This is a genomic window from Clostridium sp. UBA7503, assembly GCF_002477055.1.
Taxonomy (GTDB): Bacteria; Bacillota; Clostridia; order Clostridiales; family Clostridiaceae; genus Clostridium_J; species Clostridium_J sulfidigenes.
Genome location: NZ_DLNT01000057.1, coordinates 64059 through 89665 on the forward strand (window position 1 = coordinate 64059; position 25607 = coordinate 89665).

Consider the following 25607-nt stretch of genomic DNA (forward strand, 5'->3'; position numbering starts at 1 on the left):
TACAAAGACTATGTATTAAGTGGTATTTTTTTACATATCATGGTATAATATAATAAAATATAACATGGGGGTGTGAAAATGAAAAAAGTTAAAGTTGAAGATGCTATTGGGATGGTGGTGGCCCATGATTTAACTAAGATAGTACCTGGGCAATTCAAGGGTGCTGCTTTTAAAAAAGGACATATAATAGAAGCAAAAGATATAGAAGAGTTGAAGTTTATAGGGAAAAATCACATTTATATTATTGAAATGAATTCAGAAATGCTTCATGAAGACCAGGCAGCTTTAGAGTTAGGACAAGCAATTGGAGGAGAAAATACCTACCTTAAATCACCTAGTGAGGGAAAAGTAAATATTTTAGCTGCCCGGGATGGACTTTTGAAAATTAACACTAGTCTGTTATATGAAATTAATTATATTAAAAACATTGTGGTAAGTACATTACACAATAATACTGTTGTAAAGAAGGATACAATTGTTTCTGCTACAAAAGTAACACCTTTAGTTGTAGAAAAAAGATATATTAATCAAGTTAAGGATATATTAAGAAATGTATCAGGGATTATAGACATAATACCTTTTAAAGTTCAGAAGGTAGGAATAGTTATTACTGGTACGGAAGTTTATGAAGGCTTCATTACTGATAAATTTGCTCCAATACTTAAGGAAAAGGTTAGTAATTACAAAGCTGTTGTTGAAGATGTCATATTTGTTCCAGATAATTTAGAAAAAATAACTAATGCTATAGAGATATTTAAGTCTAGAGGATGCAGTTTAATAATATGCAGTGGGGGAATGTCAGTAGATGCAGATGATTTAACACCTGTAGCTATTGAAAAAGTAGCTTCAGAGATAATTACCTATGGATCTCCAGTAATACCAGGAGCTATGTTTATGTTAGCATATAGTGATGATATAACTTATGTTGGGATTCCAGCTTGTGGAATGTTCTCTAAAATAACTGTATTTGATGTTTTACTTCCTAGGATAATGGCAAAGGATAAAATTAGTAAAAGAGAAATAAGTGAGTTATCTCACGGAGGCCTTTGTTTAAAATGTAATATATGTCATTATCCAATTTGTCCATTTGGGAAATAGGGAGGTATTTTATATGAGTATTACTTTACTCGAAGAAGTGAATGAGCAAGTGAAGAATGGGAATTTTGTAGCTCTTTCTATAATTACTAAGGCTTGTGGATCTTCACCTAGGGGAGAAGGTACCATGATGGGAGTTCTAAGAGATGGTACTGTAATTGGTACTATAGGTGGAGGTGCAGTTGAAGATGAAATTATAAAATCTAGTATAGAAGCTATAGAAACACAAAGAAGTGGTAGATACGAATATAGTTTGAATGAAGATAATAAAGAGCTTAATATGGTTTGTGGAGGAAACATTGAAGTATATATAAAAGTATTAATGCCTAAGCGTAAACTTCTTATAGTTGGTGGAGGACATATTGCGTTGCCACTACATTTTATAGCTAATGTATTAGGATATGATATTGTAGTTTTTGAGGATAGGAAAGAATATTGTAATGAGCAAAGATTTAAATTGGCTGATGAGCTTTTACTAGGAGATATTAAAGAAAGTTTAAAAAAATATCCTATAAATAATCAATGCAGTATAGTGATTATAACTAGGGGACATTTCCATGACTATGAAGCTTTAAAAACTGTTATAGATACTGAAGCAAATTATATTGGTATGATAGGAAGTAAAGTCAAGGTGAAAAAAACTATTTATAAATTATTAGATGAAGGATTTAAGAAAAATTTGTTGAATAAAGTATATGCACCTATTGGCATAGAATTAGGTGGTGAAAGACCAGAAGATATAGCATTATCTATAATGGCAGAAATTTCATTAGTTATAAATAATGGAAAACTGACTCATAAAAAATTACAATAATATAGAGAGAAAAAAATTTATATCGAATTATTGTAATATAATCAATATGTTCATAATATTTTAATTATATAAGGGTTAATTTTATTTGTAAAAAAGTAAAGTATGATAGGCAATATTGTATTTTATTAATATATAAATAAAAGGGAGTTTTAAGGGGGAAAACAATGGTAAATCGGAAAGCTTTAAAAAGTAAATCTAAAGATCAATTAAGGGGGCAGTGGAAGATACCGGTCTTAATAACACTAATAATCTTTGTGATTCAAGGAAGTATAAGTCTTGGTTCTGAGACTTTTAAAGATACTATAGGACCATCACTTCTGATAACAGTTATGAGCATAATAGTAAGCTTAAGTATAGCAATTATGAGTAATTCATTTTATCTTAAAATTTCTAGGGATAAGAAAGTTAAATTTTCTGATATACTTATCTCAGGTAAGACTTGGGGAAAAGGTACGGGTATACAACTTTTAATAGTATTAATGTACATACCAATAATAATTATTATTGGTATAGTTGTAGGATTTATAACAATTCATTATAGTAACCAGATATTTATGGGTTCTTTATCAGGTAACTCTATTCCATCTTTTGAAGGCATGACAACCATGATTGTTCTGGTTACGTTAGTTTTATGTATACCAATAATTATTTTGGGTTTATATTTATTCCCAGCAGTGATTTTAGTATGTGAAGATAATAGTAAGGGTGTAATTCAGTGTATAAAAGAAAGTTTTAAATTAATGAAAGGGAATGTATGGAGTTTATTTGTACTATACCTTAGCTTTTTAGGCTGGGCTATTTTATGTATTGTACCAGTTATAGTTGTAGCTATTATTGCAGTTTTTTCATTTAATGAAACTCTCATTACTATATTACCTTTCATTGCATCAATTGGTTTTCTATGGCTAGTACCATATATAAATACAACATCTTTAAATTTCTTTAATGAAATATCTGGATATAATAATAAACCTATATATAATGAAATTAATCCATTAAATTAACACTATGGTTTATATATCTATATAAATTAGATATGAATGAGATTACTTATACAATAACTCAGCATTTAGAGTGAATTAAATTTTAACTAGGTTTATATCATAATTAAAGAATATGTATATCAACTTAAATCCAAAGGAGTTCTTTGGATTTTTATTATTAAGTATAATTAGAAGTAAATAAACTAAAGCCTAAATTTAAAAAATATTGCTTCAAGATTTAAGATTGTATGTGAATGATATTGTTTGTTATGAATAAAGATGATAGATTTATAATAGATTACATTAAAGATAAAATATATTAATTAGTTATGTATTGGATAAATATAAATGAATGATTAGGTGATGAAATGAAGATAGTATGTTCAATAGGTCCTAATGTTAAGACCTTAAATGATTTAGATAAGTTTGTAAATTCAGGAATGAATTCTATGAGATTGAATTTTTCTCATATAGAAAATGATACAGCAAAAAAACAAATTAAGTATATGAAGGAGAATTATCCTGATATTTCTATTATTCAAGATTTGCAGGGAAATAAAATTAGAGTATCTAATTTGTTTAATGGCCAATTAAGGGTTAACTTTGGAGAGACCGTATATTTTTGTAGTGAAGAATTTTTTAAAGAAAATCTTAGACATAGTGCAAAGAATACATTAATTCCAATTTCTTTTCAAGGACAATTTACGTGGCTTTCTAGCTGTAAAAAAATCCTTATGAAGGATGGAACGATGGAATTTAATGTTGTAGGAAAGCTTAAGGATAAAGAGGCAATAAAGGCAGAAGTTGTTTTAGGTGGCATGGTTAGAGGTGAGAAGGGGTTAAATGCTCCGGGAATTGATAGGTCGGGAATGACGTTAACCATGAAGGATAAGAAGGATATTGAATTTGGACTATTAAGTGGTGTGGATATAATATGTCTTTCCTATGTTACGAGAGAATCTGATATTTTAGAATTAAAGGAATATATAAAAAAAGTAAAGAAATATAATCCTCAAATTATTATGCCTAAAATTTGGGCAAAAATAGAGTGTAAAGAGGGAATTCTTAATTTTGATTCTATTTTAAAATCTGTTGATGGAATTATGCTAGGTAGGGGAGATTTATTCTCTGAATTGGACATAATGGAAATTCCGTTTGTTCAGGATGAAATAATAGAAAAGATGAAATCTGAAAAAAAGGAGCTTATAATCGCAACCTATGTGTTAGATTCTATGAGGAGTACTCGAAAACCTAAAATTCCTGAATTAGATGATTTATATAATTTTATAAAAAATAAAGTGGATGGAATTATGCTAGCTGGAGAAGTTGGGGTAGGTAAAAATCCTCTGCATGTTATAAGATTTACTAAAGAATTTATAGATAAATATAGTTATCTTAGTTAAGAAAAGAATGAAGATGAATATGAAAATTATATCTATCTTCATTTTAGAATTAATTCACTATTTAATCTAGTTTAGTTATATTTTAGGCATCAATTCTATATATTTACATGGGGTTCGATGATATAATTAAATATAGATAGTGTAAAAACTCTACACTAACCTAAGCATATAGGGGGGATTATTATGAATAAAGATTTACAGAAGGAAAAGATACAAGAAATATATAATGAAATTGCTAGATTAACAGAAGAATTATCAAAAATTCAATGTACTCATAATGAATGTGAAGAATGTCCTTTTAGAGAATTGACAACAACTGATTCTAATCAAACACTTGATTGTGGTGGATTTATTGATTTATTCATGTATAACTAATAAATCCTTATAATTATTTAAAATGTAGAACAAAAGCAATAGACTTAATTTTGTCTATTGCTTTTAAACATATATTAATGAAAAATTATATAAACTATTTTCCTAAGTTAAATATATCTAAATCTTTAACTTTCAATCCTCGTTTCATTACTGTTACCATTGCTCTTAAGGTATCGAGAGAAGTCATTAATGAAACTCCTGATTCTACAGCTGTTCTTCTAAGTTTAAAGCCGTCGCGCTGAGAGTCATTTCCTCTAGTTGGTGTATTAACTATCATATTTATAGATTTATTTCTGATAAAATCTACTATATCAGGTTTTCCTTCACCAATTTTATTAACTATTTTTGCATCTATACCTTCAATTTGAAGCATTTTTGCAGTTCCTTCTGTGGCTACTATCTGACAGCCAAGTAAGTTCATTTCTTTAGCTAGTATTAAGAATTCATCTTTGTCACTATTATTTATGGTTGCTAGTAATTTGTCTCCAGACTTTAAAATTGGTCTTTTGGCAGCCAAGAAACCCTTCATCATAGCTTCATCAAAGGTATGTCCTACACCAAGTACTTCTCCAGTAGATCTCATTTCAGGTCCAAGACTTACTTCAACCTTTGGAAGCTTTTCAGTAGAGAATATAGGTACTTTTACAGTTACAAAATTAGGTTCAGCACATATTTGTTCCTTATATCCCATATTTTCTAGAGATTCTCCAAGCATGGCGCGAGTAGCTAATTCAACTATAGGAACATTAGTAACCTTACTTATATATGGAACTGTACGAGAAGCTCTAGGATTAACTTCTATGATAAAAATTTCTCCTTCAAACTCAATGAACTGAATATTTATCATCCCAAGAACTTTAAGCTCTAAAGCAATCTTCTTTGTATATTCAAAGATAGTTTTCTTAGATTTGTAAGATATATTTTGAGAAGGATATATGCTTATAGAATCTCCAGAGTGGACTCCGGCTTTTTCAAGGTGTTCCATAATTCCTGGAATTAAAATACTTTTACCATCACAGATAGCATCCACTTCAATCTCTCTACCAACTAAGTATCTATCAATCAAAACAGGATTTTTATGATCTCTTTTAAAAGAATTCTCCAAATACTTTTTAAGTTCCTTTTCTCTATAGGTGATTTCCATACCTTGACCTCCTAATACATAAGAAGGTCTAACAAGTACAGGATATCCAAGGTTCTCAGCACCAACAATTCCTTCATCAAGGTTCCATACTGCAATTCCTTTAGGTCTATTAATATCAAGATTTTCAAGCATAGCATCAAATCTTTCTCTATCTTCGGCCCTATCTATACCGTCAGCATCAGTACCTAAAATCTTAATTCCATTTTCTCTTAGAAACTTAGATAATTTTATAGCAGTTTGACCACCAAATTGAAGAATTACACCTTCAGGTTTTTCCTTGTTGATTATGTTGAGTACATCTTCTTCAGTTAGAGGTTCAAAGTAAAGTTTATCTGATATATCAAAGTCCGTTGATACAGTTTCTGGGTTGTTATTTACAATTATAGTTTCAATGCCTTTTTTCTTAAGAGCTCTAACAGCATGAACAGAGCAGTAATCAAACTCTATTCCTTGTCCAATTCTAATAGGACCTGAACCTATAACCATTACTTTTCTTTTATCAGATACAACCACTTCGTCAAATTCTTCATAGGTTGAATAGTAGTATGGTGATATAGCATCAAACTCTCCAGCGCAAGTATCTACCATCTTATAGGTTGGCATAATGTTATACAGATTTCTAAGAGTATACAATTCTATAGGGCTAATATCCATTAAGTCTGCAATACCTTTGTCTGAAAAACCCTTTTTCTTTAATAGTTTTAGATAATCTTTGTTTAAATCTTCTAACTTAGCAGTTTTTAAGAATTCTTCTTGTTCTACTATCCATTTTATTTTATTTATAAAGAAGGTATTTATTCCTGTAACCTCTGATAACTTCTCCACTAGATATTTTCTTCTAAGCATTTCAGCTAGATCAAAGATTCTTTCATCATCTGGCACCATTACGCTACTCTTTAGCTGAGATAAGGTTTTTTCCTGAGATGGTTTATGATCTAACACATATTTTCCTATTTCTAAGGAGCGAATTCCTTTTAGGAAGGCAGCCTCAAAATTTGATCCTATAGCCATAATTTCCCCCGTTGCCATCATTTTGGTTCCTAAGGATTTATTGGCATTTTTAAATTTATCAAAAGGCCATTTTGGTATTTTTACAACTACATAATCAAGAGCTGGCTCAAAGGAAGCCATTGTTTTACCAGTAACGGAATTTACAATTTCATCTAGGGTATATCCAAGGCTGATTTTTGCAGCTACCTTAGCTATAGGATATCCTGTAGCCTTTGATGCAAGGGCAGAAGAACGAGAAACTCTAGGGTTTATTTCAATTACAGCATACTCAAAACTATTAGGATTTAAAGCAAACTGTACATTACAACCTCCAATAATTCCTACTTCGTCTATTATTTTTAAGGCTGAAGTCCTAAGCATTTGATATTCTTTGTCAGAAAGAGTTTGAGACGGAGCAATAACTATGGAATCTCCTGTATGAACACCAACGGGATCTATGTTTTCCATATTGCATACTGTTATGCAATTCCCATGAGAATCACGCATAACTTCATATTCAACTTCCTTCCATCCTTTAATACTTTTTTCTATAAGAACTTGTTTTACAGGGCTAAGATAAAGACCGCTATCTAATATGGTAATTAGTTCTTCTTCAGTATCTGCAATACCACCACCAGTACCACCAAGGGTGTAGGCAGGTCTTACAATTACAGGGTAACCAATCTTTTTAGCAAAGTTAACTCCAGAATCTACATCATTTACTATATCTGACTCAATAACGGGTTCGTTGATTTTTTCCATTAATGCCTTAAATAAATCTCTGTCTTCACCTTTTTTTATAGATTTTACAGAAGTTCCTATGATTTTAACTCCATATTTATCTAATATACCTTTTTCAGCAAGTTCTATAGTTAGATTTAAACCTGTTTGTCCACCCATACCTGATAAAATGCTGTCTGGTTTTTCTTTTACTATAATTTTCTCAATAAACTCAGTAGTTAATGGCTCTATATATATTTTATTTGCCACTTCCTTGTCAGTCATTATGGTTGCAGGGTTAGAGTTTATTAGTATGGTTTCTATCCCTTCTTCAATAAGTGCTCTACAAGCTTGAGTTCCAGAATAGTCGAATTCAGCTGATTGTCCTATTACAATTGGACCAGATCCTATTATTAATACTTTTTTTATATCATTTCTCTTACTCATTGATTATTCCTCCTACATGAAAGCTCACTGTCTTTCTTAATGTAATTTATTTTATTAAGCTTAAAAAACTATCAAATATAACATTATTTTCTTTAGGTCCTGGTGATGCTTCTGGATGATATTGTACACTTGCTACTGGCAATTTTTTATGCATCATACCTTCTAAGGTGCCGTCATTTACACTAACATGAGTTATGTCCATATCAACAGGTAACTTAGAAACATAGTAGCCATGATTTTGACTAGTTATGTATACCTTACTTGATATAATATCTTTTACTGGGTGATTAGATCCTCTATGACCAAACTTTAGTTTGCTAGTTTCTCCACCAAAGGCCCAAGCTAAAAGTTGATGTCCAAGGCAAATTCCGCAAGTAGGTTTTGAAGTTGCTAATTTTACTACTTCTTTAACTATATTATCTAATTTCATAGGGTCTCCAGGACCATTAGATAGAAATATTAAATCAGGGTTTGTAGAAAGAATTTCTTCAGCCTTTGAGGTAGCTGGAAACACAGTTAATCTACAATTTCTTTCTTTAAAACTTCTCAAGATATTTGATTTAACTCCAAAATCCATAACGGCAACATGTGGTCCACTGCCTGGTATTTCATATATTTCATCAGTAGATACTTTATACACAGCATCATCATTTTGAAATTTTTCCAGCTTATCCTTTATATCTTCTAAGGATAAGTTTTTAGTCGTTATATAACCCTTCATTGATCCATGGTCCCTAAGAATTTTCGTAAGGGCCCTTGTATCAATACCTTCTAGTCCAAAAATCTTGTTTTCTATAAGATACCCATCTAACTCCATCTCACATCTGAAGTTTGAAGGATTATTAGATTTTTCTCTTACAATAAAACCCTTAACTTTTGGAGAAGAAGATTCTATATCCTCTAAATTAATTCCATAATTTCCAATTAAGGGATAGGTCATAGTTACAATTTGACCATAATAAGATGGATCAGTAAGAGTTTCCTGATACCCAGTCATAGATGTATTAAATACTACTTCTCCAACGGTATCATCAATGTAACCAAAGGCTTTACCTTTGAATTTCATTCCGTTTTCTAATATAAGTTTTGCTTCTGTATTTTTTGTTTTCAAGAAAAACCCTCCAATCAAAATAATTAATGTATAACAAAAGGACAACAAACAAAGCAAATTATTAGATGCTCTATTTATTATCCTATGGGTTTCTCTTTAAAATAATTATAATTCTAGCCATTATTCCTGTCTCCCTTCTTGGCCTCTCTGGACCAACTTAAAAGTAGATTTGTCCTTTTGATTTTATAAAAAACTTTTTAAAATGTCAATAATAAAATAAATATATTATTATAAAATATAATTTTTAATGAAATATTTAGCAAATATTTGCTGAATAAATCTAATAAAATTACTAACAATAAATTCAGGAGGTGATAACAAATGAATAAAAACAATAATTTAAAAAATAATGGTTTGAAAAATGATAATAATCTCCAAGGGGTAAATTTAAAGGCTATTGGTAATTATACTAAAGGAGCTGTAGAAAATTTTGAAAATAAAATTGTTAGTGAAACAAATTATTTAGAGAAAGTAAATAAAAATTTAGATAAATAAAAATATTTATAAATAAGCTTAGGTAAATTTAATTTTATCTAAGTTTATTTTTGTTAATTTTTATTAAATTCCATTGCAAATATAAATTAATTATATATTATATTAATTATTAGAAGTTTTTAAGGAGTATATTATGAGTTGTTTAGGAAATATTATTTGGTTTATATTTGGAGGATTAGTTGCAGGGTTACAATGGTTTTTAACAGGTCTTTTATGGTGTATAACTATTGTGGGAATACCAGTTGGCATTCAGTGTTTCAAGTTAGCTAAACTACAATTTGCACCTTTCGGAAAAGAAGTTATTACAACAAATGATAGTAGTATGGGATTTTTTCTGAATATATTATGGGTAATATTTGGAGGTTTGCTTCTTGCAATAACCAATTTAATAAGTGCATTTTTACTGTCTATAACTATAATAGGTATACCTTTTGCTGTGCAATCATTAAAAATGGCAAAATTATCTTTAGCACCATTTGGAAAAGATGTAATATAAAAATTGATTTAATAGGTTAAATTTATGATTATTGTAGTATTAAAGTAATTGTATAGGAGGAGTTATGAGAGATATATCAGAATTAAAGGGGAAGATTTTTAGACACTTCAAAGGGGATTTATATTTACTTGAGGATTTTGTAATAAATTCAGAAACACAAGAAAAGATGGTGCTATATAGAGCATTATATGGGGAGTGTGGGTTGTTCGTAAGACCATATAAGATGTTTACAGAAGAAGCACCTAAAAATAAGGTGAATCCGACAGGACAAAAGTATAGATTTCAAGAGATAATAGTAGAAAGTAAAAATATTTGAAGTAAAGAATAGTATAAAATATAAATCTATGTTATAATAGTAATCGTATGTTTTAAAGAAAAGTTCAAGAGGTTTTACCCAATGGGTAAGACTTTTTTAATGATAATTGGAGGTAACGTTATGATTAGTACTACAGGAGTTAGTTTAAGATACGGAGGACGTAAACTTTTTGAGGATGTTAATATTAAGTTCACAGAAGGTAATTGTTATGGATTAATAGGAGCAAATGGTGCAGGAAAGTCTACATTTCTTAAAATATTATCAGGAGATATAGAACCTAATACAGGCGAAGTTAATATAACACCAGGACAAAGATTAGCAGTTTTAAAGCAAGATCACTTTGCTTATGATGAAGAAGAAGTACTAAGAACTGTAATTATGGGTCATCCTAGATTAATTGAAATTATGAATGAAAAGGATGCTCTTTATGCTAAAGAAGATTTTAGTGATGAAGATGGTATAAGAGCCTCTGAGCTTGAAGGCGAGTTTGCAGATCTTAATGGTTGGGAAGCGGAAAGTGAAGCAGCTACATTACTTCAAGGACTTGGGATAACAGAAGATTTACATTACAAGTTAATGAAGGATTTAAATGGTTCAGAGAAGGTTAAAGTCTTACTTGCACAAGCCTTATTTGGTCATCCAGATATTCTTTTACTTGACGAGCCTACCAACCACTTAGATATTAAATCTATAGCTTGGCTTGAAAATTTCTTAATGGATTTTGAGGGAACTGTTATTGTGGTATCCCACGATAGACACTTCCTAAATAAAGTATGTACTAATATGGCTGATGTAGACTTTGGAAAAATTCAAATGTATGTTGGTAACTATGATTTCTGGTATGAATCAAGTCAATTAGCATTACAAATGTCTAAGGATCAGAATAAAAAGAAAGAAGAAAAAATTAAAGAACTTCAAAACTTTATAGCTCGTTTTAGTTCTAATGCATCAAAAGCTAAGCAAGCAACTAGTAGAAAGAAGCAATTAGATAAATTAACGCTTGATGATATTAAGCCATCTTCAAGAAGATATCCATTTGTAGGATTTAAAGCGGATAGAGAAGCTGGTAATGATTTGCTAGTTGTTGAGAATTTATGTAAGACTATTGATGGTGTTAAAGTTTTAGATAATGTAAGTTTTATGATATATAAGAATGATAAGGTAGCATTTTTAGGTGATGGTATTGCTAAAACCACTTTATTTAAAATATTGATGGGTGAAATGGAACCAGATAGTGGAAGCTATAAATGGGGGATTACTACATCTCAATCGTATTTCCCATCTGATAACTCAGAGTTCTTTGAGGGTTGCGATCAAAATCTTGTAGATTGGTTAAGACAATTTTCAGAAGAAAAGGCGGAAAGTTTTATAAGAGGATTCCTTGGAAGAATGCTATTCTCAGGAGAAGAAGCATTAAAGCAAGCATCTGTGCTTTCTGGAGGAGAAAAAGTTCGTTGTATGCTATCAAAGATGATGTTAAGTGGAGCTAACGTACTAATCTTAGATGAGCCAACAAACCACCTAGATCTTGAATCCATAACAGCAGTTAATAATGGATTAATTAACTTTGCTGGAACTATATTATTTACATCCCATGACCATCAGTTTATTAATACTGTTGCAAATAGAATAATAGAAATTATTCATGGTGGTGTAATTGATAAGAATATGACTTATGATGAGTATCTAGAATTAAAATAGAGATTAGGTTGATATAAAAATTACTTTGGTAGTAGATAGGCATTATATGAATAAATTAACATTTAGTTTGTATAAATATTGATTTATTTAGTTGACATTTTGCCATTATTTATTTATAATACAAATAAAATAAAATTTAATATGGAAATTCTATGAAAAGGACAGTACTTTCTTTATTAATTCTTAAAGCGAGTGGAGGCTGGTGTGAGCTTCACAAGAATAAAAGAATCTTAACAAGTAATTGTAGGGAAATTTATTTATAATAAATTAGGAAGAGAACCTTGGAGAAGCTGCCCAAAAGGGTTACTTAGTAGGGTTAGTCGTGAAAAGCGTTAAAATTATGAGTGGACTTTTTTAAAAAGTCAATTAGAGTGGTACCACGGGTGTATAACCGTCTCTTTCCAATGGAAAGAGACGGTTTTTTATATGAATTTTGAAATTTTAATAAATAAAAGAGTTGGAAATAAAAAGGAGGATTTATTATGGAGTATAAAAATATAATAGCAGAAAATTTATGTAAGCATATAGATATGGAAAAGGAAACAATAGAAAGACTTGTTGAAAACCCACCAAAACCAGAAATGGGGGACTTTGCATTCCCGTGTTTTCAGTTAGCAAAATCTATGAAGAAAGCACCAAATATGATAGCTCAAGATCTAAAAGGATTACTTGGTAATTTAGATGGATTTGAAAAAATAGAAGCTTTTGGACCTTATATAAACTTTTTTGTAGCTAAAAATGATTTTATGAAGGAAATCATTGAAAAAGTATTAAATGAGAAAGAGACTTATGGAAGTACAAAAGAAGGAGAAGGCAAAAATGTAATTGTTGAATATTGTTCAGCTAATATTGCAAAGCCATTCCACGTAGGACATTTATATACTACTATGATTGGTAACTCTCTTTATAAAATATTCAATTCTCAAGGATATAATGCTATAGGAATAAACCACTTAGGAGACTGGGGAACACAATTTGGTAAACTTATATATGCATATAATCATTGGGGTGATGAGAAGGCTTTAGAGGAAGAACCAATTAAAGAAATGTTAAGGGTTTATGTAAAATTTCATGATGAAGCAGAAAAAAATCCTGCTCTTGATGATGAAGGTAGAAAGCATTTTAAGCTTCTAGAGGATGGCAATGAAGAAGAAGTTAAGCTTTGGACTAAATTTAAAGACTTAAGTTTAAAGGAATTTGATAAGTTATTTGAAATGTTAAATGTTAAATTTGATTCTTTTGCGGGGGAAAGCTTCTATCAAGATAAAATGGACGCTGTCATTGATGAAATAGAATCTAAAGGGTTATTAACGGAAAGTAATGGTGCTAAGGTTGTTATGTTAGAGGAGCTTAATATTCCACCTTGTATAATAAAGAAGGCAGATGGAGCCACAATATATGCAACTCGTGATTTAGCAGCTATGTTCTATAGAAAGAAAACTTATGATTTCTATAAGAATATATATGTAGTTGCAAAGGATCAATCCCTTCACTTTAAACAAGTATTTAGTACAGTTAAAAAGATGGGCTATGATTGGGCTGATGATTGTATACATGTACCATTTGGTTTAGTTCGTTTCCCAGATAAGAAGCTTTCTACAAGAAAAGGCGATGTAGTATTCCTTGAGGATTTGTTAAACGAAGCTGTAGTTAAAACAGAAGAAATAATAAATGATAAAAATCCTACATTAGAAAATAAAAAGGAAGTAGCTAAAAAGGTAGGAATTGGAGCTGTTGTATTTGCTTATCTTAAAAACTCGAGAGAGAGAGACATAATCTTTGATTGGGATGAAATGCTTAGTTTTGAAGGAGAGACTGGACCATATGTTCAATATACCTATGCTAGAGGAAAGAGTATTTTAAGAAAATTAGGAGAAGGCACTGGTGAAGTTGATTATGGTAAGCTTATTTCAGAGGAAGAGTTTGAACTAGTTAAAACTTTATCTGGGTTTAATAATTCTATTAAGCAGGCTTTGGATAAACTACAACCAAGTATAATTACAAGATTCACTATAGATGTAGCTAAAGCTTTTAATAAATTCTATAATTCTATAAATATATCTAATTCGAAGGACAAAGTAACAAAGAATACCAGATTAGCTTTAGTTAAGGCTACCCTTCAAGTAATAGAAAATGGATTACATCTTATAGGTCTTGAAACAGTAGATGAAATGTAATAAAAGATTAATATAAAGAAAATCCCTTGGACAATTTATCATCCAAGGGATTTTCTTTATTTATTGTGTTATTTATCATCTTCATGTTTTTCTATTGAATTAACATAATTAGGACATTTAGAGGTACAACTACCACAATTACATCCTTTAGATTTTTTCTTTAAATTTTTAAAAAGAATAAAGATGGCTAATACAACAATAATTATAGTTATAATTATTTCCAAAATATTATCACCTCTTTAAAATATCAGTGAAGCTATGTGATATATTCCAAATGAAAAAATCCATGCTACAATAAATTGATATACAACTGAGAATACAGCAAGTTTTCCACTAAATTCTTTCTTAAAGGTAGCTATAACAGAAACACATGGTGTGTATAACAAAGTAAATACTAAGAAAGAAATACCACTGGCTATTGTAAATGTTGTAGCTATGCTATTAGCTAAATCACCAGTATAAAGTACTCCTAAAGTTCCTATAACTACTTCTTTAGCCATGAGCCCAGTTAAAAGTGCCACAGCGTTTTCCCATGTACCAAAGCCTAGTGGAACAAAAATTGGAGATATGAAGTTACCTATAGATGCAAGGAAACTTTCGTTAATTTCAGACATTCCACTCATATTAAAGTTTGATAAGAACCATACTAGAACAGATATAGAGAATATTAAAGTTCCAGCCTTCTTTAAAAATCCATTACCTTTTTCCCAAGTATGAAGTATTAAACTTTTAAACTCAGGAAGTTTGTATTCAGGTAATTCTATGATAAAGGGTTCTTCGTCTTTTTTTAATAAAGTATTTTTAAATATAAACGCCATTATAAAGGCTACTATAAGTCCTAAGAAATATAATCCGAAAATGACTAATGATTCATAGCCTGCAAAAAGTGCACCAGCAAATAGGGCATATACAGGTAATCTTGCATTACAAGACATAAAAGGAATAATCAGAGCTGTTAACTTTCTATCTTTTTCACTTTCTAAAGTTCTTGCAGACATTATTCCTGGTACTGAACATCCAAAGCCCATTATTAAAGGTATAAAGGCCTTTCCTGAAAGTCCTAATTTTCTCATTAACTTGTCCATAATAAATGCTGTTCTAGCCATATAACCGCTATCTTCAAGGAAACTAATCCCTACAAATAGAGTTAATATAATTGGAAGAAACACAATTACTGAACCAACACCACCAATGATACCATCAATTATTAATGATTTAAACCAAGGGGATGTATTAGCTAGAGGTATTTCTATTAAAGATACAAAGTCTTCATTGACTAGTTTATCAGCTAATTCTTGCAGTGGCCCACCAACCCAATCAAAGGTAAACTTAAATATAATAAACATAATTGCTAAAAATATAGGGTAAGCCAAAAACTTATTAAGCACGATAGAATCTAATTTTTCAGTAATAGTATTAATATTTGTTTTTTTTCCTTCTACACATCTGTTCAGAATGTTTTCTATATATCCATAGGTTTCTTTTTCGTTCATTTTATTAAACTCATGTTTAGAATTAATAGTTTTATCTATAGAGTTAAAGGAAAAGTTATTGATAAGAAAATCCTTAACATCTTTTACACCTTCACCTTTAGAAGCAGATATAGCCATAATATTCACACCTAATTCTTTAGATAAATCGGAATAATTAATGTGAATTCCATTACTTTCTGCTACATCTATCATATTTACGACTAATAAAATAGGCTTATTAAATTCCGTTAATTGAGAGGTTAAGTAAAGGTTTCTCTCAAGATTAGAACCGTCTATTATATTTATAATTAAATCTACTTCATCAGTATACAAAAAGTTTTTAGACACTTTTTCTTCATTAGAAAAGGTATCCATTGCATATATACCTGGTAGGTCAACAATTTTTATATCCTTTGACAAATATCCTTCTTTTTTATCTACAGTTACACCTGCCCAGTTACCTACATATTGGTTAGAACCTGTTAGTGCATTAAATAAAGTTGTTTTTCCTACATTAGGATTACCAATAAGGGCAATGGTTTTCATATTACACTGCCTCCTTAATAAAAATTAATTCAGCATCTTTTTTTCTAATTGCAAGGTCTGTCCCTCTTAAATTTATAATAATTGGATCTCCTAAAGGAGCGGTTTTCTTAACTAAAACCTCTGTTCCTTCAACAAATCCTAAAGCTAATAATCTTTTAGCTAATCTATCATCACATGCAAGTTCTTTAATTAAACCTTTATCACCAGGTTTTAAATTAAAAACATTCATGAATATCACTCCTTTATGAAAATAATTATCAATATATATGGTATTATTATATTCTAAATGATAACCAATGTCAACTTAAAATATATATTAATAAAATACATAAAACGGATGTATAATATAGATAAAAGGGATTTATTTATGGTATAATATAATTATATATTTTTATAGTACATATAATTATATATAGGTTTATTTAAAGTACAATACCTATTAAAGAAATGAGTGGTAAGGTGATAGTTAAAGAAAGTACTATAGACATTGAAAAAGATAAATTTAAACAAAGTCTAAATATTAGCGGAGATAATGAACTTTATAAAAAATCAGTTTTCTTTGACTTAGAACATTATGTTTATAAGAAACCTATATGCATAGGGGTCTTTGGAGCAGGATATTATGACGAAGAAAATAATAAGTTGGTAATTACTCAGTATATGATTGAAAATAAGTATGAACTTGAGAAAATTCTTGCCTTGGCTAAAGAATATTTTGAAAATATGAGAAATATTTTCAAAAAAGAATATGTTGTTACTTTTTCAGGGAATAATGATTATCTAGTAATTGATTATCTGTTTAAAAAATATAATTTTAATTATACTGTGGAAGAATATTTTAAAAGTATAGATTTACAAAAAAAATATGAACAAGTTAAACAGAAGTCAATAGGCCTTAAAGCACTAGAGAGTGAATGTGACATTGTTAGGGAAAGTGAAGTCATAAGTGGCTCAACATTGGCTAAAACCTTTGGTAAGATAATGAAAGATGATATGTATTTTTCAAGAATGCCCATAGAAAAAAAAGAGAAAATTCTTTTGTATAATATGCAGGATGTAGTTAGTTTATTTCATATATATACTCAATGGAATAAATATATTAGGACAGAGTAATTAAAAACTATCTCATAGAAGAATATAAATTTGTATTTTTCTATGAGATAGTTTTCTATATAGTGTATTTAGTATTTACAAATTTAGGGGGTATTATGGAAATATTAAGAAAAGGAAAAGGTGCTACTATAGGGAATGATAAATGCGACTTAGTACTTAAAAATGGAAAATTTATTAATGTATTTACTGAAGAAATAGAAGAGGGAGATATAGGAATTATTAATGACACAATTATAGGAATTGGTTCATACGAAGGGATTAAGGAGATTGATTGTAGTTCTAAAGTTATATGTCCAGGGTTTATGGATGGACACATTCATGTAGAATCTTCAATGACAACTCCAGAATCTTATGGAAATGTAGCTTTAGCCAATGGGGTTACTACAGTAGTAGCTGATCCGCATGAAATTGCCAATGTACTTGGAATTGATGGGATATATTTCATGCTAGATAGTGCGCAAAGAAGCCCTTTAGATATATATTTTATGATGCCTTCTTGTGTACCAGCAGTATCTTTTGAAGAAAATGGTGCTACTTTAAGTGCGGAAGATTTATCTAAGTTTATTGATCAACCAGAAGTAATAGGTCTTGGTGAGGTAATGGATATACCTTCTGTAATAGAGCAAGCACCGTCCATGATGAATAAGTTGAATGTATTTAAAGATAAAATCATAGATGGTCATGCGCCTCAAATTTCTTATAAATATCTTAATCAATATATTTTATCAGGTGTAAGAACTGACCATGAATGTTCTTCAAAGGAAGAAGCTTTAGAAAAAGTAAAATTAGGTATGTATATTCTTATAAGAGAAGGTTCTGCTGCTAAAAATTTAAAGGATTTAATTTCTGCAGTTAGCAATAAGAATTTTCGAAGATTTTTATTTTGCACTGATGATAGACACCTAGAGGACTTAGTGGAAGAGGGATCTATAAATAATGCTATTAAACTCAGTATACAAAGTGGTATGGATCCTATAAAAGCCTATATAATGGGAAGTTATAATGGATACACATGTTATGGAATAAAAGATAAAGGAGCTATAGCACCAGGATATAAGGCTGATATGGTTATTCTAAATGATTTAAATGAGGTAGATATTTATAAAGTTATTAAGTCGGGTAGAGTAATAGATGACTATAATAAATTATCTTACATTATTAAAAGTGAAAACACTATGAATATAGAAAAGCTAAAAGAGGAGGATTTTAGAATACTATCTAATGGAAGCAAAGTAAATGTAATTGGTGTAACTCAAGGATCGCTTGAAACTAAGTTATTAGTGAAATCTAGTAAAACTATAGATGGATATTTAGATATGAGTGAATACGAAGATATTTTAAAAATAGGAGTTTTCGAAAGACATAAAAATACTAATCATTATTCCTTAGGATATTTATCGGGATTAGGTATTAAAAACTGTGCTATAGCTCAAAGTATAGCACATGATTCTCATAATATTATAGTTATAGGAGATAATGATAAGGATATGTGCAAGGCAGTAAACAAGTTAATTGATATAGGTGGAGGAATTACTATAGTAAGTGAGGGTGTACTAATTGATAGTCTGCCCTTAGAAATAGGAGGATTGATGACTAATTTACCTATAGATTATGTATATAATAAGTTAAAAAATTTAAATAGATTAGTAAAGAACTATGGGTTAAAACCTGATATAGATGCATTTATAACTTTATCTTTTATGAGTTTACCAGTAATTCCACAGGTAAAGCTTACAAGTAAAGGGTTATTTTCATATGAGTTATTTAAATTTATTGATCTTTCTTTTAATTAGTGATGACACAATATTACAAGTTATATATAATATTAATAATACTTTTTACATAATTTAAAAATGAACAACATTAATTAAGGAGATTGTAATCTTGAATAACTTAAACTCTATATATAAATTTAAGAAATATATCGGTATGAGAAATATAAAAACTGCTCTAGCCGCAGTAATAAGTGTAATTGTAGCCGAATTGTTTCATCTTCAATCACCATTTTTTGTAGTTACAGGTGCCTTAATTTCTATGGAAACCACAGTGAAGAAGGGAATTAATGCTGGAATTGCAAGGGTGCTTGGTACTATAATAGGAGGATTAATAGGCATTATAACTGTTCTAATAGATCCAGGTAACATATTTCTGCTCTTTTTAGGAATGGTACTTTTGATAACATTACTTAATATATTAAAATGGCAAGACTCTATATCTATGGCTTGTGTTGTATTTTGTGTAATTATGATTACTATGACTAGTGAAAATATAGTTTTGTACGCTTTTCAAAGAACCGTTGATACTATTGTTGGAATTGTCATATCGATAATAATTAATTACATTATATCTCCACCCTCAGATTCTAAATTTGCTAAGGGTAAATCGGAGAATGAGTATGATGAGGATATAGAAAATTTTATTATGAGAGTTCCTGAAAAAATAGATATAAAAGAGTAAAAATAGTAAAAACTACTGATATAATTTATTAATTAATCAGTAGTTTTTATTTTCACAAATTTTATTAATTAAATGTTATAAATTAAATACATACCTATAAATAAAGTAATAGTGAGTAAAACTTCCAAGTAGAACAAAAATATGAAATATTTCATGTGCACCAAAAGTTCTATGGTTTCCTTTTCTTTCTAAGCAATATATAATTCCACCTATGGTATATAATACTCCTCCTAATACTAATATTGAAAGTCCTATACTAGATACCACTTTTGAAAGAGGATTAAAAATGAATATAGCCATCCATCCCATAGCGATATAAATAGTAGAAGATAACCAAGAAGGACAATTAATCCAATATAATTTAAAAAGAATGCCAATTATAGCTACAGCCCATATTATAGCCAGCATATAGTATCTAATTGGTGTCTCTAATAAAACTAGGCAGATAGGTGTATATGTTCCTGCTATTAATACAAATATCATTGCATGGTCAATCTTTCTAAGAATATTTATTATTGAATCTTTAGCTACGATAAGGTGATATACACTACTAGCTGTATATAGTAGAATTAGACTTATTCCAAATATAACAGTTGATATTAAAGTATATATGTTGTAATTATTACTATGAAATTGGGCAAATAATAAGAAACATAAACCCAATAAAGAAATTATAGCTCCTACCATATGGGAAAATCCACTAAAGGGTTCTCTAAATTTTAAATTAGTCATAATATACCTCCTAAGATTTATCGGGTAATATAGTTTTAAATACTATGTATTATCATATTAATATTATATCATATTTATTATATAAATACATATGATAATTATTAAAAATGTGTTAATTATCATTATTAATTAAGTTTAAGTTACTATAGTATAATTTTAATATGTATATTTATATATAATAGTATTTACTACTATTAATAATAATATTATAATAAAAGAAAATATACATAAGAGACTAACTATATAAAGTCAATATAATTTTTATATAAATTTCTTAATTGTTAGTGGCCTAAAAATTTGCATGACAAATAAAGCAACTTGAATGTTGCTTTTAAAAATAATTTATTGGATTACATTTGTGGAACAAATGCATTATTAGTTTTTAAAAGATAAAATATGGTACGGGTTAGTTTTTGGCTACATGACTCATAGCAACGTAGTAATGTTTACATTCATCTCGTTTCTTCGAAAGGTATAAATCAAAAGTTTCATCTCTCATAGTAACTGTCATTGATGCCGTTAGCATGGCCCAACGCGGATATGTAGAACCTCGTTTCACCATTGGTGTATACGAAGCATTATATTTACCAGATTGGTATGTAGAAGGTTCTAAACCAGCAAAGGCTAAGAGTTTTGCTGGAGTTGTGAATCTATCGATATCTCCAATTTCAGATAGAATAATAGCAGCTAAAGTGGATGAAATACCTGGAATTGTCATTAGTGAAGTGTTTGTTTCAATAACAACTTTCTTTATTTGGATATATAAAGCAGCAATTTCTGTTTGAACTGACTGAATTAGCCTAATGGTTTGCTTAAGTTCGAATGATAAAGAGCTTACGCTCATGCAAATTGAACAACTAGCTGCTTCCTTTATTTCAATAGCCTTAGCTTTACCATAGCGATCTTGATAGGATTTATTAAGAATATTAGTTAACTTAGTTAGATGACAACTTGCAATATCCTTCGGATTTGACAACTCCGTTAGGAGGCAATAAGAAGAATTTTGATGAATTGACCAAATGTGTTTAGGTAATTCAGGAAAGATTATATCTATGAGTCTAGTTATTGATATTTTCAGCCTTGATCGATATCATATCATTCTATAGCGATGTCTAGTTAGTGACTTTAGATCTTGAATTTGATATGATACAGGGGAATAGTAGTTCAAAGCCTTCACTTGAATTACATATACGTAGAGAATCATTAATAATAACTCCATCTGAATTTACAATGCAGCAATCGTGTTTGTCTTTATCCACATCAATACCGACATAAAGCATAAGAACAACTCCTTTTTAAATTAGTCCGCTATGTTCCACTAACTTTATGCTAAATGTATCCTTGCTCTATATAAAATGTCATGCGTTATCTAACTAATTAACAAATAAGCATAAAGCTGTGGTTATATCCTCAATTTAAATAGTCTAGCTATAGGTGATTGAACTAATCCACAGCGTCTTATGTTAAGTATAATAAAAATTATTATGAAAGGGAAAGTATAATGAATTTTTACTATGAGTTCATTATACAAGGTGATTATGTGAACTTTAATATAGAGAATTTAGAAAAACTTTTAATTGATATGAATTTAGATGATAGGATTAATATCAATAAAATACCAGATATTGATTTATATATGGATCAGGTAATTCAATTATTTGAAAATAATTTAGAGCATATAAAAAGAAACCCTGCGGACAAGATTTTAACCAAGACTATGATAAATAACTATTCTAAAGACAAATTACTTTTTCAAAATAAAAATAAAAAATATTCTAAAGATCATATTCTTTTAATGATTTTGATTTATGATTTAAAACAAATTTTGTCTATAGGTGATATAAAAAAATTATTTACCCCTATGATAAAAGTATTATCAGAAGAAAAATCAAATTTTGAATTAAGTAATATATATAATGAGTATCTTTCATTAAAGAAAAATCAAATTGATAAAGAAAAAGAATTCTTAACTTTAATTGTCAATGATACAACTAATTTATGTGAAAAAGAAACTAATAAAAATTATGAGGATTATAAAAAAATATTATTGATTATATTAACACTTTTAAATTCAGCTTCCTTAAATAAAAGAATTGCAGAGAAGATGATAGATACTTATTTTAATGAATGAATTAAAAACAAAATGACTGCCTTTGTAGACAGTCATTTTATTTTTGGGGTGTAAATTTATAATTAATATTTATATTATAAACTATATAAAATTCTTAAATAAATATATTATTTAAGAAGTATTGACAAAAAAAAGAAATGAGAATAATATAAACATATGAACAAATGTTCACATGAAAGGAGTATGTAATATATGTATAAAGAAGAGGTTTGTATGCAAGTTTGCATACATGATGAAGTTACTGAAAAATTAAAAGACAAAACTTTAAATGATACTACAGTAGAAGAACTTTCAAATTTATTTAAGTCTATGGCAGATCCTACTAGGGTTAGAATATTAAATATTTTATTAAATACAGAAGCCTGTGTTTGCGACATAGCAGCTTTAACTAATATGACACAATCTGCAATATCTCATCAATTAAGAGTACTAAAGCTAGCTAGGATTGTAAAATCAAGAAAAGATGGAAAAGTTGTATATTATTCTTTAGATGATGATCATGTTAAAGATATTTTCTATAAAGGACTTAGCCACGTTAATGAATAAACTATTAATAGGGGGAGTAAAATAATGGGACAAACAAAAAGGCTTTATGAAATTCAAGGATTACATTGCACAAATTGTGCTTTGAAAATCGAACGTGAACTAAATCAATTATTTTACGTACAAAGTGCTGTAGTCAGCTCTGTGACATCAAAAGCTATTTTAGAGGTTGAAGATGGCATTGGTGAAGAGCTAATATTTGATGATGTGGAAAGTATATCTACTAGAATTGAACATGGAGTTAGAGTTAAAGAAATTGATAAAAGTATTATAAATAAAAAAAGTGTTAATTCTAATTCAAATGATAATAAAGTCAAGGAAGAAAATGTTACATATAAGGATTCTCATGGTGATGAGCATGTTCATAATCATAACCATGATCATGGAGAAGGATTTAAGAAGAAACAAATAATAAGATTTATTATAGGAATTTCTTTTGCAGTTGCTGGAGTATTAACTAAGGATATGGTAAGTTTATTATTATTTATAGCTGCTTATTTAGTAATTGGTGGAGATATTCTGCTTATTGCTAGTAAAAATATAATAAAAGGTCAAGTTTTTGATGAGAACTTTTTAATGAGTATAGCTACAGTTGGTGCATTTTTAATTGGTGAATATCCAGAAGCTATTGGTGTAATGCTATTTTATCAAGTAGGAGAGTTTTTTCAAGAATTAGCAGTTAATAAATCTAGGAATTCTATATCAGAGTTAATGAATATTCGTCCAGACCATGCAAATTTAAAATTAAATAACAGGGATATATCTTCAGTATCTCCAGAAGAGGTAGGCATTGGTGAAATAATAATTGTTAAGCCAGGTGAAATAATTCCTTTAGATGGAGTTATAGTAAGGGGGGATTCTCAAATAGATACTTCTGCTTTAACAGGAGAGTCTGTTCCAAGAGTAGTTAAGGAAAGAGATGAAGTTTTAGCTGGATCTATAAATAAAACTTCTCCTATTGAAGTTAAAATAACTAAGGAATTTAGTGAATCTACAGTATCAAAGATTCTTGAATTAGTAGAAAATGCTTCAAGTAAAAAATCACCAACAGAAAAGTTTATAACAAAGTTTGCTAGATACTATACTCCTATTGTGGTTATATTAGCTATTCTACTAGCTTTTTTACCACCATTAATTATGGGTGAAGATTTATATATCTGGTTATATAGAGGACTATCATTTTTAGTTGTATCTTGTCCTTGTGCCCTTGTAATATCAATACCTTTAAGCTTCTTTGGTGGGATTGGAGGAGCATCTAGAAGTGGGGTGCTTGTCAAAGGAGGAAATTATCTTGAAGCATTGAGCAAAGCGGAAGTGGTGATTTTTGATAAAACAGGTACATTAACAGAAGGAAGCTTTGAAGTTACAAAAATTACTCCTTATGGATTCATTACAGAGGACATGTTAATGGAATATGCGGCATATGCTGAAATATATTCTAATCATCCTATTGCAAAATCTATTGTAGAATCCTATAAAAAAATTAGTACAAAGGCTATTATTGATAAAAGTAGAATAAAGAGTTATGAAGAGATTACAGGTAAAGGTGTAAAAATATACTTTGGTGATAGATATATATATGCAGGAAATTATAAGCTTATGGAAGAGCTTGAAATTAAATACGTAAAATCAAATGAAGTAGGTACTATTATATATGTTGCAGTAAATAATAATTTTGTAGGAAGTTTAGTGATTTCTGATAGAATAAAAAATACTTCGCCTAGGGCTATTGCAAAGTTAAAAGAATTAGGAATTAAAAAAACTGTTATGCTTACTGGAGATAATAAAACAATTGCTGAATATGTTGCAAAGGTTATTTCCATTGATGAGACTAGAGCCGAATTAATGCCACATGAAAAAGTAAGTGAAGTAGAAAAAATATATAATGATCTTTCTAAGAAGGGAAGATTAGTATTTGTTGGAGATGGAATAAATGATGCTCCTGTATTAGCTAGAGCAGATATAGGGATAGCGATGGGGGGAATAGGCTCAGGTGCAGCTATAGAAGCTTCTGATGTTGTTATTATGACTGACGATCCTGAAAAAATATCTACATCTATAAAAATAGCTAGAAAGACGCAAAAAATTGTAGTTCAAAATATAGTATTTTCCTTATTGATAAAAGCTATAGTCTTAGTATTAACAGCGCTAGGAATTACCGATATGTGGATGGCGGTATTTGCAGATGTGGGAGTTACAATAATAGCTGTATTAAATGCTATGAGATCTATGAAGATGGAAGAATAAATAAAAGTTTAACCTAAAAATACTAGAATAGAAAATTAAAACATATTAAAACCCTTTAATGATTTTAGCATTAAAGGGTTTTTTAAGTGCGCCCAGCAT

General features: G+C 29.3%; 24 protein-coding genes and 1 other annotated feature. Of the genes, 16 read left to right on the forward strand and 8 right to left on the reverse strand.

Annotation, left to right across the window (positions count from 1 at the left end; all coding sequences use genetic code 11):
- Window positions 1-78: 78 nt before the first annotated feature.
- The 5 genes from B3630_RS16470 to B3630_RS16490 all read left to right on the forward strand — a co-directional run bounded on the left by B3630_RS16470 (window position 79) and on the right by B3630_RS16490 (window position 4670).
- The gene (locus B3630_RS16470) at window positions 79-1098 is read left to right on the forward strand and encodes a molybdopterin-binding protein (protein WP_346900055.1); all 1020 of its coding nucleotides are present in this window, start codon (window positions 79-81) and stop codon (window positions 1096-1098) included.
- A gap of 13 nt (window positions 1099-1111) precedes the next feature.
- Window positions 1112-1909 carry an XdhC/CoxI family protein gene (locus tag B3630_RS16475; RefSeq protein ID WP_346900057.1) on the forward strand — a complete coding sequence of 266 codons (798 nt, stop codon included), beginning with the start codon at window positions 1112-1114 and terminating at the stop codon, window positions 1907-1909.
- 164 nt (window positions 1910-2073) lie between these two features.
- A complete protein-coding gene (locus tag B3630_RS16480; RefSeq protein ID WP_346900059.1) occupies window positions 2074-2913 on the forward strand; it encodes a DUF975 family protein in 840 nt (279 codons plus the stop codon).
- 347 nt (window positions 2914-3260) lie between these two features.
- Entirely contained in the window at window positions 3261-4295 is a 1035-nt protein-coding gene (locus B3630_RS16485; protein ID WP_346900061.1) for a pyruvate kinase, read from the forward strand.
- 183 nt (window positions 4296-4478) lie between these two features.
- Complete coding sequence (locus B3630_RS16490) at window positions 4479-4670, forward strand: hypothetical protein (protein ID WP_346900063.1); 192 nt, start codon at window positions 4479-4481, stop codon at window positions 4668-4670.
- 94 nt (window positions 4671-4764) lie between these two features.
- Here B3630_RS16490 and carB read toward each other — a convergent pair whose 3' ends face one another.
- On the reverse strand, window positions 4765-7971 hold the full coding sequence (gene carB, locus B3630_RS16495; RefSeq protein ID WP_346900065.1) for a carbamoyl-phosphate synthase large subunit: 3207 nt from the start codon (window positions 7969-7971) through the stop codon (window positions 4765-4767).
- A 46-nt stretch (window positions 7972-8017) separates the two neighbouring features.
- On the reverse strand, window positions 8018-9082 hold the full coding sequence (locus B3630_RS16500; protein ID WP_346900067.1) for a carbamoyl phosphate synthase small subunit: 1065 nt from the start codon (window positions 9080-9082) through the stop codon (window positions 8018-8020).
- A gap of 321 nt (window positions 9083-9403) precedes the next feature.
- On the opposite strand from B3630_RS16500, the gene B3630_RS16505 reads away from it, so the two are divergent.
- From B3630_RS16505 to argS, 5 genes are all read left to right on the forward strand, one after another.
- A complete protein-coding gene (locus B3630_RS16505; protein ID WP_346900069.1) occupies window positions 9404-9577 on the forward strand; it encodes a hypothetical protein in 174 nt (57 codons plus the stop codon).
- 133 nt (window positions 9578-9710) lie between these two features.
- A complete protein-coding gene (locus B3630_RS16510) occupies window positions 9711-10073 on the forward strand; it encodes a YccF domain-containing protein (protein ID WP_346900071.1) in 363 nt (120 codons plus the stop codon).
- 64 nt (window positions 10074-10137) lie between these two features.
- A complete protein-coding gene (locus B3630_RS16515; protein WP_346900073.1) occupies window positions 10138-10389 on the forward strand; it encodes a DUF1653 domain-containing protein in 252 nt (83 codons plus the stop codon).
- A 120-nt stretch (window positions 10390-10509) separates the two neighbouring features.
- Window positions 10510-12090, forward strand: coding sequence for an ABC-F family ATP-binding cassette domain-containing protein (locus B3630_RS16520; protein ID WP_346900075.1), 1581 nt, complete (start codon window positions 10510-10512; stop codon window positions 12088-12090).
- A 143-nt stretch (window positions 12091-12233) separates the two neighbouring features.
- Window positions 12234-12492, forward strand: a binding site (T-box leader).
- An 80-nt stretch (window positions 12493-12572) separates the two neighbouring features.
- Window positions 12573-14267 carry an arginine--tRNA ligase gene (gene argS / locus B3630_RS16525; protein ID WP_346900077.1) on the forward strand — a complete coding sequence of 565 codons (1695 nt, stop codon included), beginning with the start codon at window positions 12573-12575 and terminating at the stop codon, window positions 14265-14267.
- Between the two features lie 68 nt (window positions 14268-14335).
- Here the strand turns inward: argS and B3630_RS16530 are convergent, their stop codons facing one another.
- The 3 genes from B3630_RS16530 to B3630_RS16540 are packed head-to-tail and all read right to left on the reverse strand — an operon-like array spanning window position 14336 to window position 16514.
- Complete coding sequence (locus B3630_RS16530) at window positions 14336-14491, reverse strand: FeoB-associated Cys-rich membrane protein (protein ID WP_346900079.1); 156 nt, start codon at window positions 14489-14491, stop codon at window positions 14336-14338.
- 15 nt (window positions 14492-14506) lie between these two features.
- A complete protein-coding gene (gene feoB / locus B3630_RS16535; protein ID WP_346900081.1) occupies window positions 14507-16285 on the reverse strand; it encodes a ferrous iron transport protein B in 1779 nt (592 codons plus the stop codon).
- A 1-nt stretch (window position 16286) separates the two neighbouring features.
- Window positions 16287-16514 (reverse strand): FeoA family protein, encoded by a 228-nt coding sequence (locus tag B3630_RS16540; protein ID WP_035133006.1) that lies wholly within the window; start codon window positions 16512-16514, stop codon window positions 16287-16289.
- Window positions 16515-16744: 230 nt separating this feature from the next.
- On the opposite strand from B3630_RS16540, the gene B3630_RS16545 reads away from it, so the two are divergent.
- The 3 genes from B3630_RS16545 (at window position 16745) to B3630_RS16555 (ending at window position 19855) form a co-directional block, all read left to right on the forward strand.
- The gene (locus B3630_RS16545; protein ID WP_346900083.1) at window positions 16745-17398 is read left to right on the forward strand and encodes a ribonuclease H-like domain-containing protein; all 654 of its coding nucleotides are present in this window, start codon (window positions 16745-16747) and stop codon (window positions 17396-17398) included.
- Window positions 17399-17493: 95 nt separating this feature from the next.
- Window positions 17494-19191 (forward strand): adenine deaminase, encoded by a 1698-nt coding sequence (ade, locus tag B3630_RS16550; RefSeq protein WP_346900085.1) that lies wholly within the window; start codon window positions 17494-17496, stop codon window positions 19189-19191.
- Window positions 19192-19282: 91 nt separating this feature from the next.
- Complete coding sequence (locus tag B3630_RS16555) at window positions 19283-19855, forward strand: FUSC family protein (RefSeq protein WP_346900087.1); 573 nt, start codon at window positions 19283-19285, stop codon at window positions 19853-19855.
- Window positions 19856-19930: 75 nt separating this feature from the next.
- Here the strand turns inward: B3630_RS16555 and trhA are convergent, their stop codons facing one another.
- The 3 genes from trhA to B3630_RS16570 form a co-directional block, all read right to left on the reverse strand.
- A complete protein-coding gene (gene trhA, locus B3630_RS16560) occupies window positions 19931-20587 on the reverse strand; it encodes a PAQR family membrane homeostasis protein TrhA (RefSeq protein ID WP_346900089.1) in 657 nt (218 codons plus the stop codon).
- A gap of 406 nt (window positions 20588-20993) precedes the next feature.
- Entirely contained in the window at window positions 20994-21431 is a 438-nt protein-coding gene (locus B3630_RS16565; protein ID WP_346900097.1) for an IS110 family transposase, read from the reverse strand.
- A gap of 268 nt (window positions 21432-21699) precedes the next feature.
- A complete protein-coding gene (locus B3630_RS16570) occupies window positions 21700-21867 on the reverse strand; it encodes an IS110 family transposase (protein WP_346900091.1) in 168 nt (55 codons plus the stop codon).
- Window positions 21868-22088: 221 nt separating this feature from the next.
- Between B3630_RS16570 and B3630_RS16575 the strand changes: the two genes are divergently transcribed.
- The 3 genes from B3630_RS16575 (at window position 22089) to B3630_RS16585 (ending at window position 25508) form a co-directional block, all read left to right on the forward strand.
- Complete coding sequence (locus tag B3630_RS16575) at window positions 22089-22718, forward strand: DUF1836 domain-containing protein (RefSeq protein ID WP_346868969.1); 630 nt, start codon at window positions 22089-22091, stop codon at window positions 22716-22718.
- Between the two features lie 192 nt (window positions 22719-22910).
- On the forward strand, window positions 22911-23264 hold the full coding sequence (locus B3630_RS16580; protein ID WP_346868968.1) for a metalloregulator ArsR/SmtB family transcription factor: 354 nt from the start codon (window positions 22911-22913) through the stop codon (window positions 23262-23264).
- Between the two features lie 24 nt (window positions 23265-23288).
- Complete coding sequence (locus B3630_RS16585) at window positions 23289-25508, forward strand: heavy metal translocating P-type ATPase (protein WP_346900093.1); 2220 nt, start codon at window positions 23289-23291, stop codon at window positions 25506-25508.
- Window positions 25509-25607: the final 99 nt, after the last annotated feature.

Bases quoted from the DNA above. Each gene is read 5' to 3' on its own strand.
- B3630_RS16470 (WP_346900055.1), top strand. From the start codon at position 79: ATGAAAAAAGTTAAAGTTGAAGATGCTATTGGGATGGTGGTGGCCCAT.
- B3630_RS16475 (WP_346900057.1), top strand. From the start codon at position 1,112: ATGAGTATTACTTTACTCGAAGAAGTGAATGAGCAAGTGAAGAATGGG.
- B3630_RS16480 (WP_346900059.1), top strand. From the start codon at position 2,074: ATGGTAAATCGGAAAGCTTTAAAAAGTAAATCTAAAGATCAATTAAGG.
- B3630_RS16485 (WP_346900061.1), top strand. From the start codon at position 3,261: ATGAAGATAGTATGTTCAATAGGTCCTAATGTTAAGACCTTAAATGAT.
- B3630_RS16490 (WP_346900063.1), top strand. From the start codon at position 4,479: ATGAATAAAGATTTACAGAAGGAAAAGATACAAGAAATATATAATGAA.
- carB (WP_346900065.1), bottom strand. From the start codon at position 7,971: ATGAGTAAGAGAAATGATATAAAAAAAGTATTAATAATAGGATCTGGT.
- B3630_RS16505 (WP_346900069.1), top strand. From the start codon at position 9,404: ATGAATAAAAACAATAATTTAAAAAATAATGGTTTGAAAAATGATAAT.
- B3630_RS16510 (WP_346900071.1), top strand. From the start codon at position 9,711: ATGAGTTGTTTAGGAAATATTATTTGGTTTATATTTGGAGGATTAGTT.
- B3630_RS16515 (WP_346900073.1), top strand. From the start codon at position 10,138: ATGAGAGATATATCAGAATTAAAGGGGAAGATTTTTAGACACTTCAAA.
- B3630_RS16520 (WP_346900075.1), top strand. From the start codon at position 10,510: ATGATTAGTACTACAGGAGTTAGTTTAAGATACGGAGGACGTAAACTT.
- argS (WP_346900077.1), top strand. From the start codon at position 12,573: ATGGAGTATAAAAATATAATAGCAGAAAATTTATGTAAGCATATAGAT.
- feoB (WP_346900081.1), bottom strand. From the start codon at position 16,285: ATGAAAACCATTGCCCTTATTGGTAATCCTAATGTAGGAAAAACAACT.
- B3630_RS16540 (WP_035133006.1), bottom strand. From the start codon at position 16,514: ATGAATGTTTTTAATTTAAAACCTGGTGATAAAGGTTTAATTAAAGAA.
- ade (WP_346900085.1), top strand. From the start codon at position 17,494: ATGGAAATATTAAGAAAAGGAAAAGGTGCTACTATAGGGAATGATAAA.
- trhA (WP_346900089.1), bottom strand. From the start codon at position 20,587: ATGACTAATTTAAAATTTAGAGAACCCTTTAGTGGATTTTCCCATATG.
- B3630_RS16565 (WP_346900097.1), bottom strand. From the start codon at position 21,431: ATGAGCGTAAGCTCTTTATCATTCGAACTTAAGCAAACCATTAGGCTA.
- B3630_RS16570 (WP_346900091.1), bottom strand. From the start codon at position 21,867: ATGCTTTATGTCGGTATTGATGTGGATAAAGACAAACACGATTGCTGC.
- B3630_RS16575 (WP_346868969.1), top strand. From the start codon at position 22,089: ATGAATTTTTACTATGAGTTCATTATACAAGGTGATTATGTGAACTTT.
- B3630_RS16580 (WP_346868968.1), top strand. From the start codon at position 22,911: ATGTATAAAGAAGAGGTTTGTATGCAAGTTTGCATACATGATGAAGTT.
- B3630_RS16585 (WP_346900093.1), top strand. From the start codon at position 23,289: ATGGGACAAACAAAAAGGCTTTATGAAATTCAAGGATTACATTGCACA.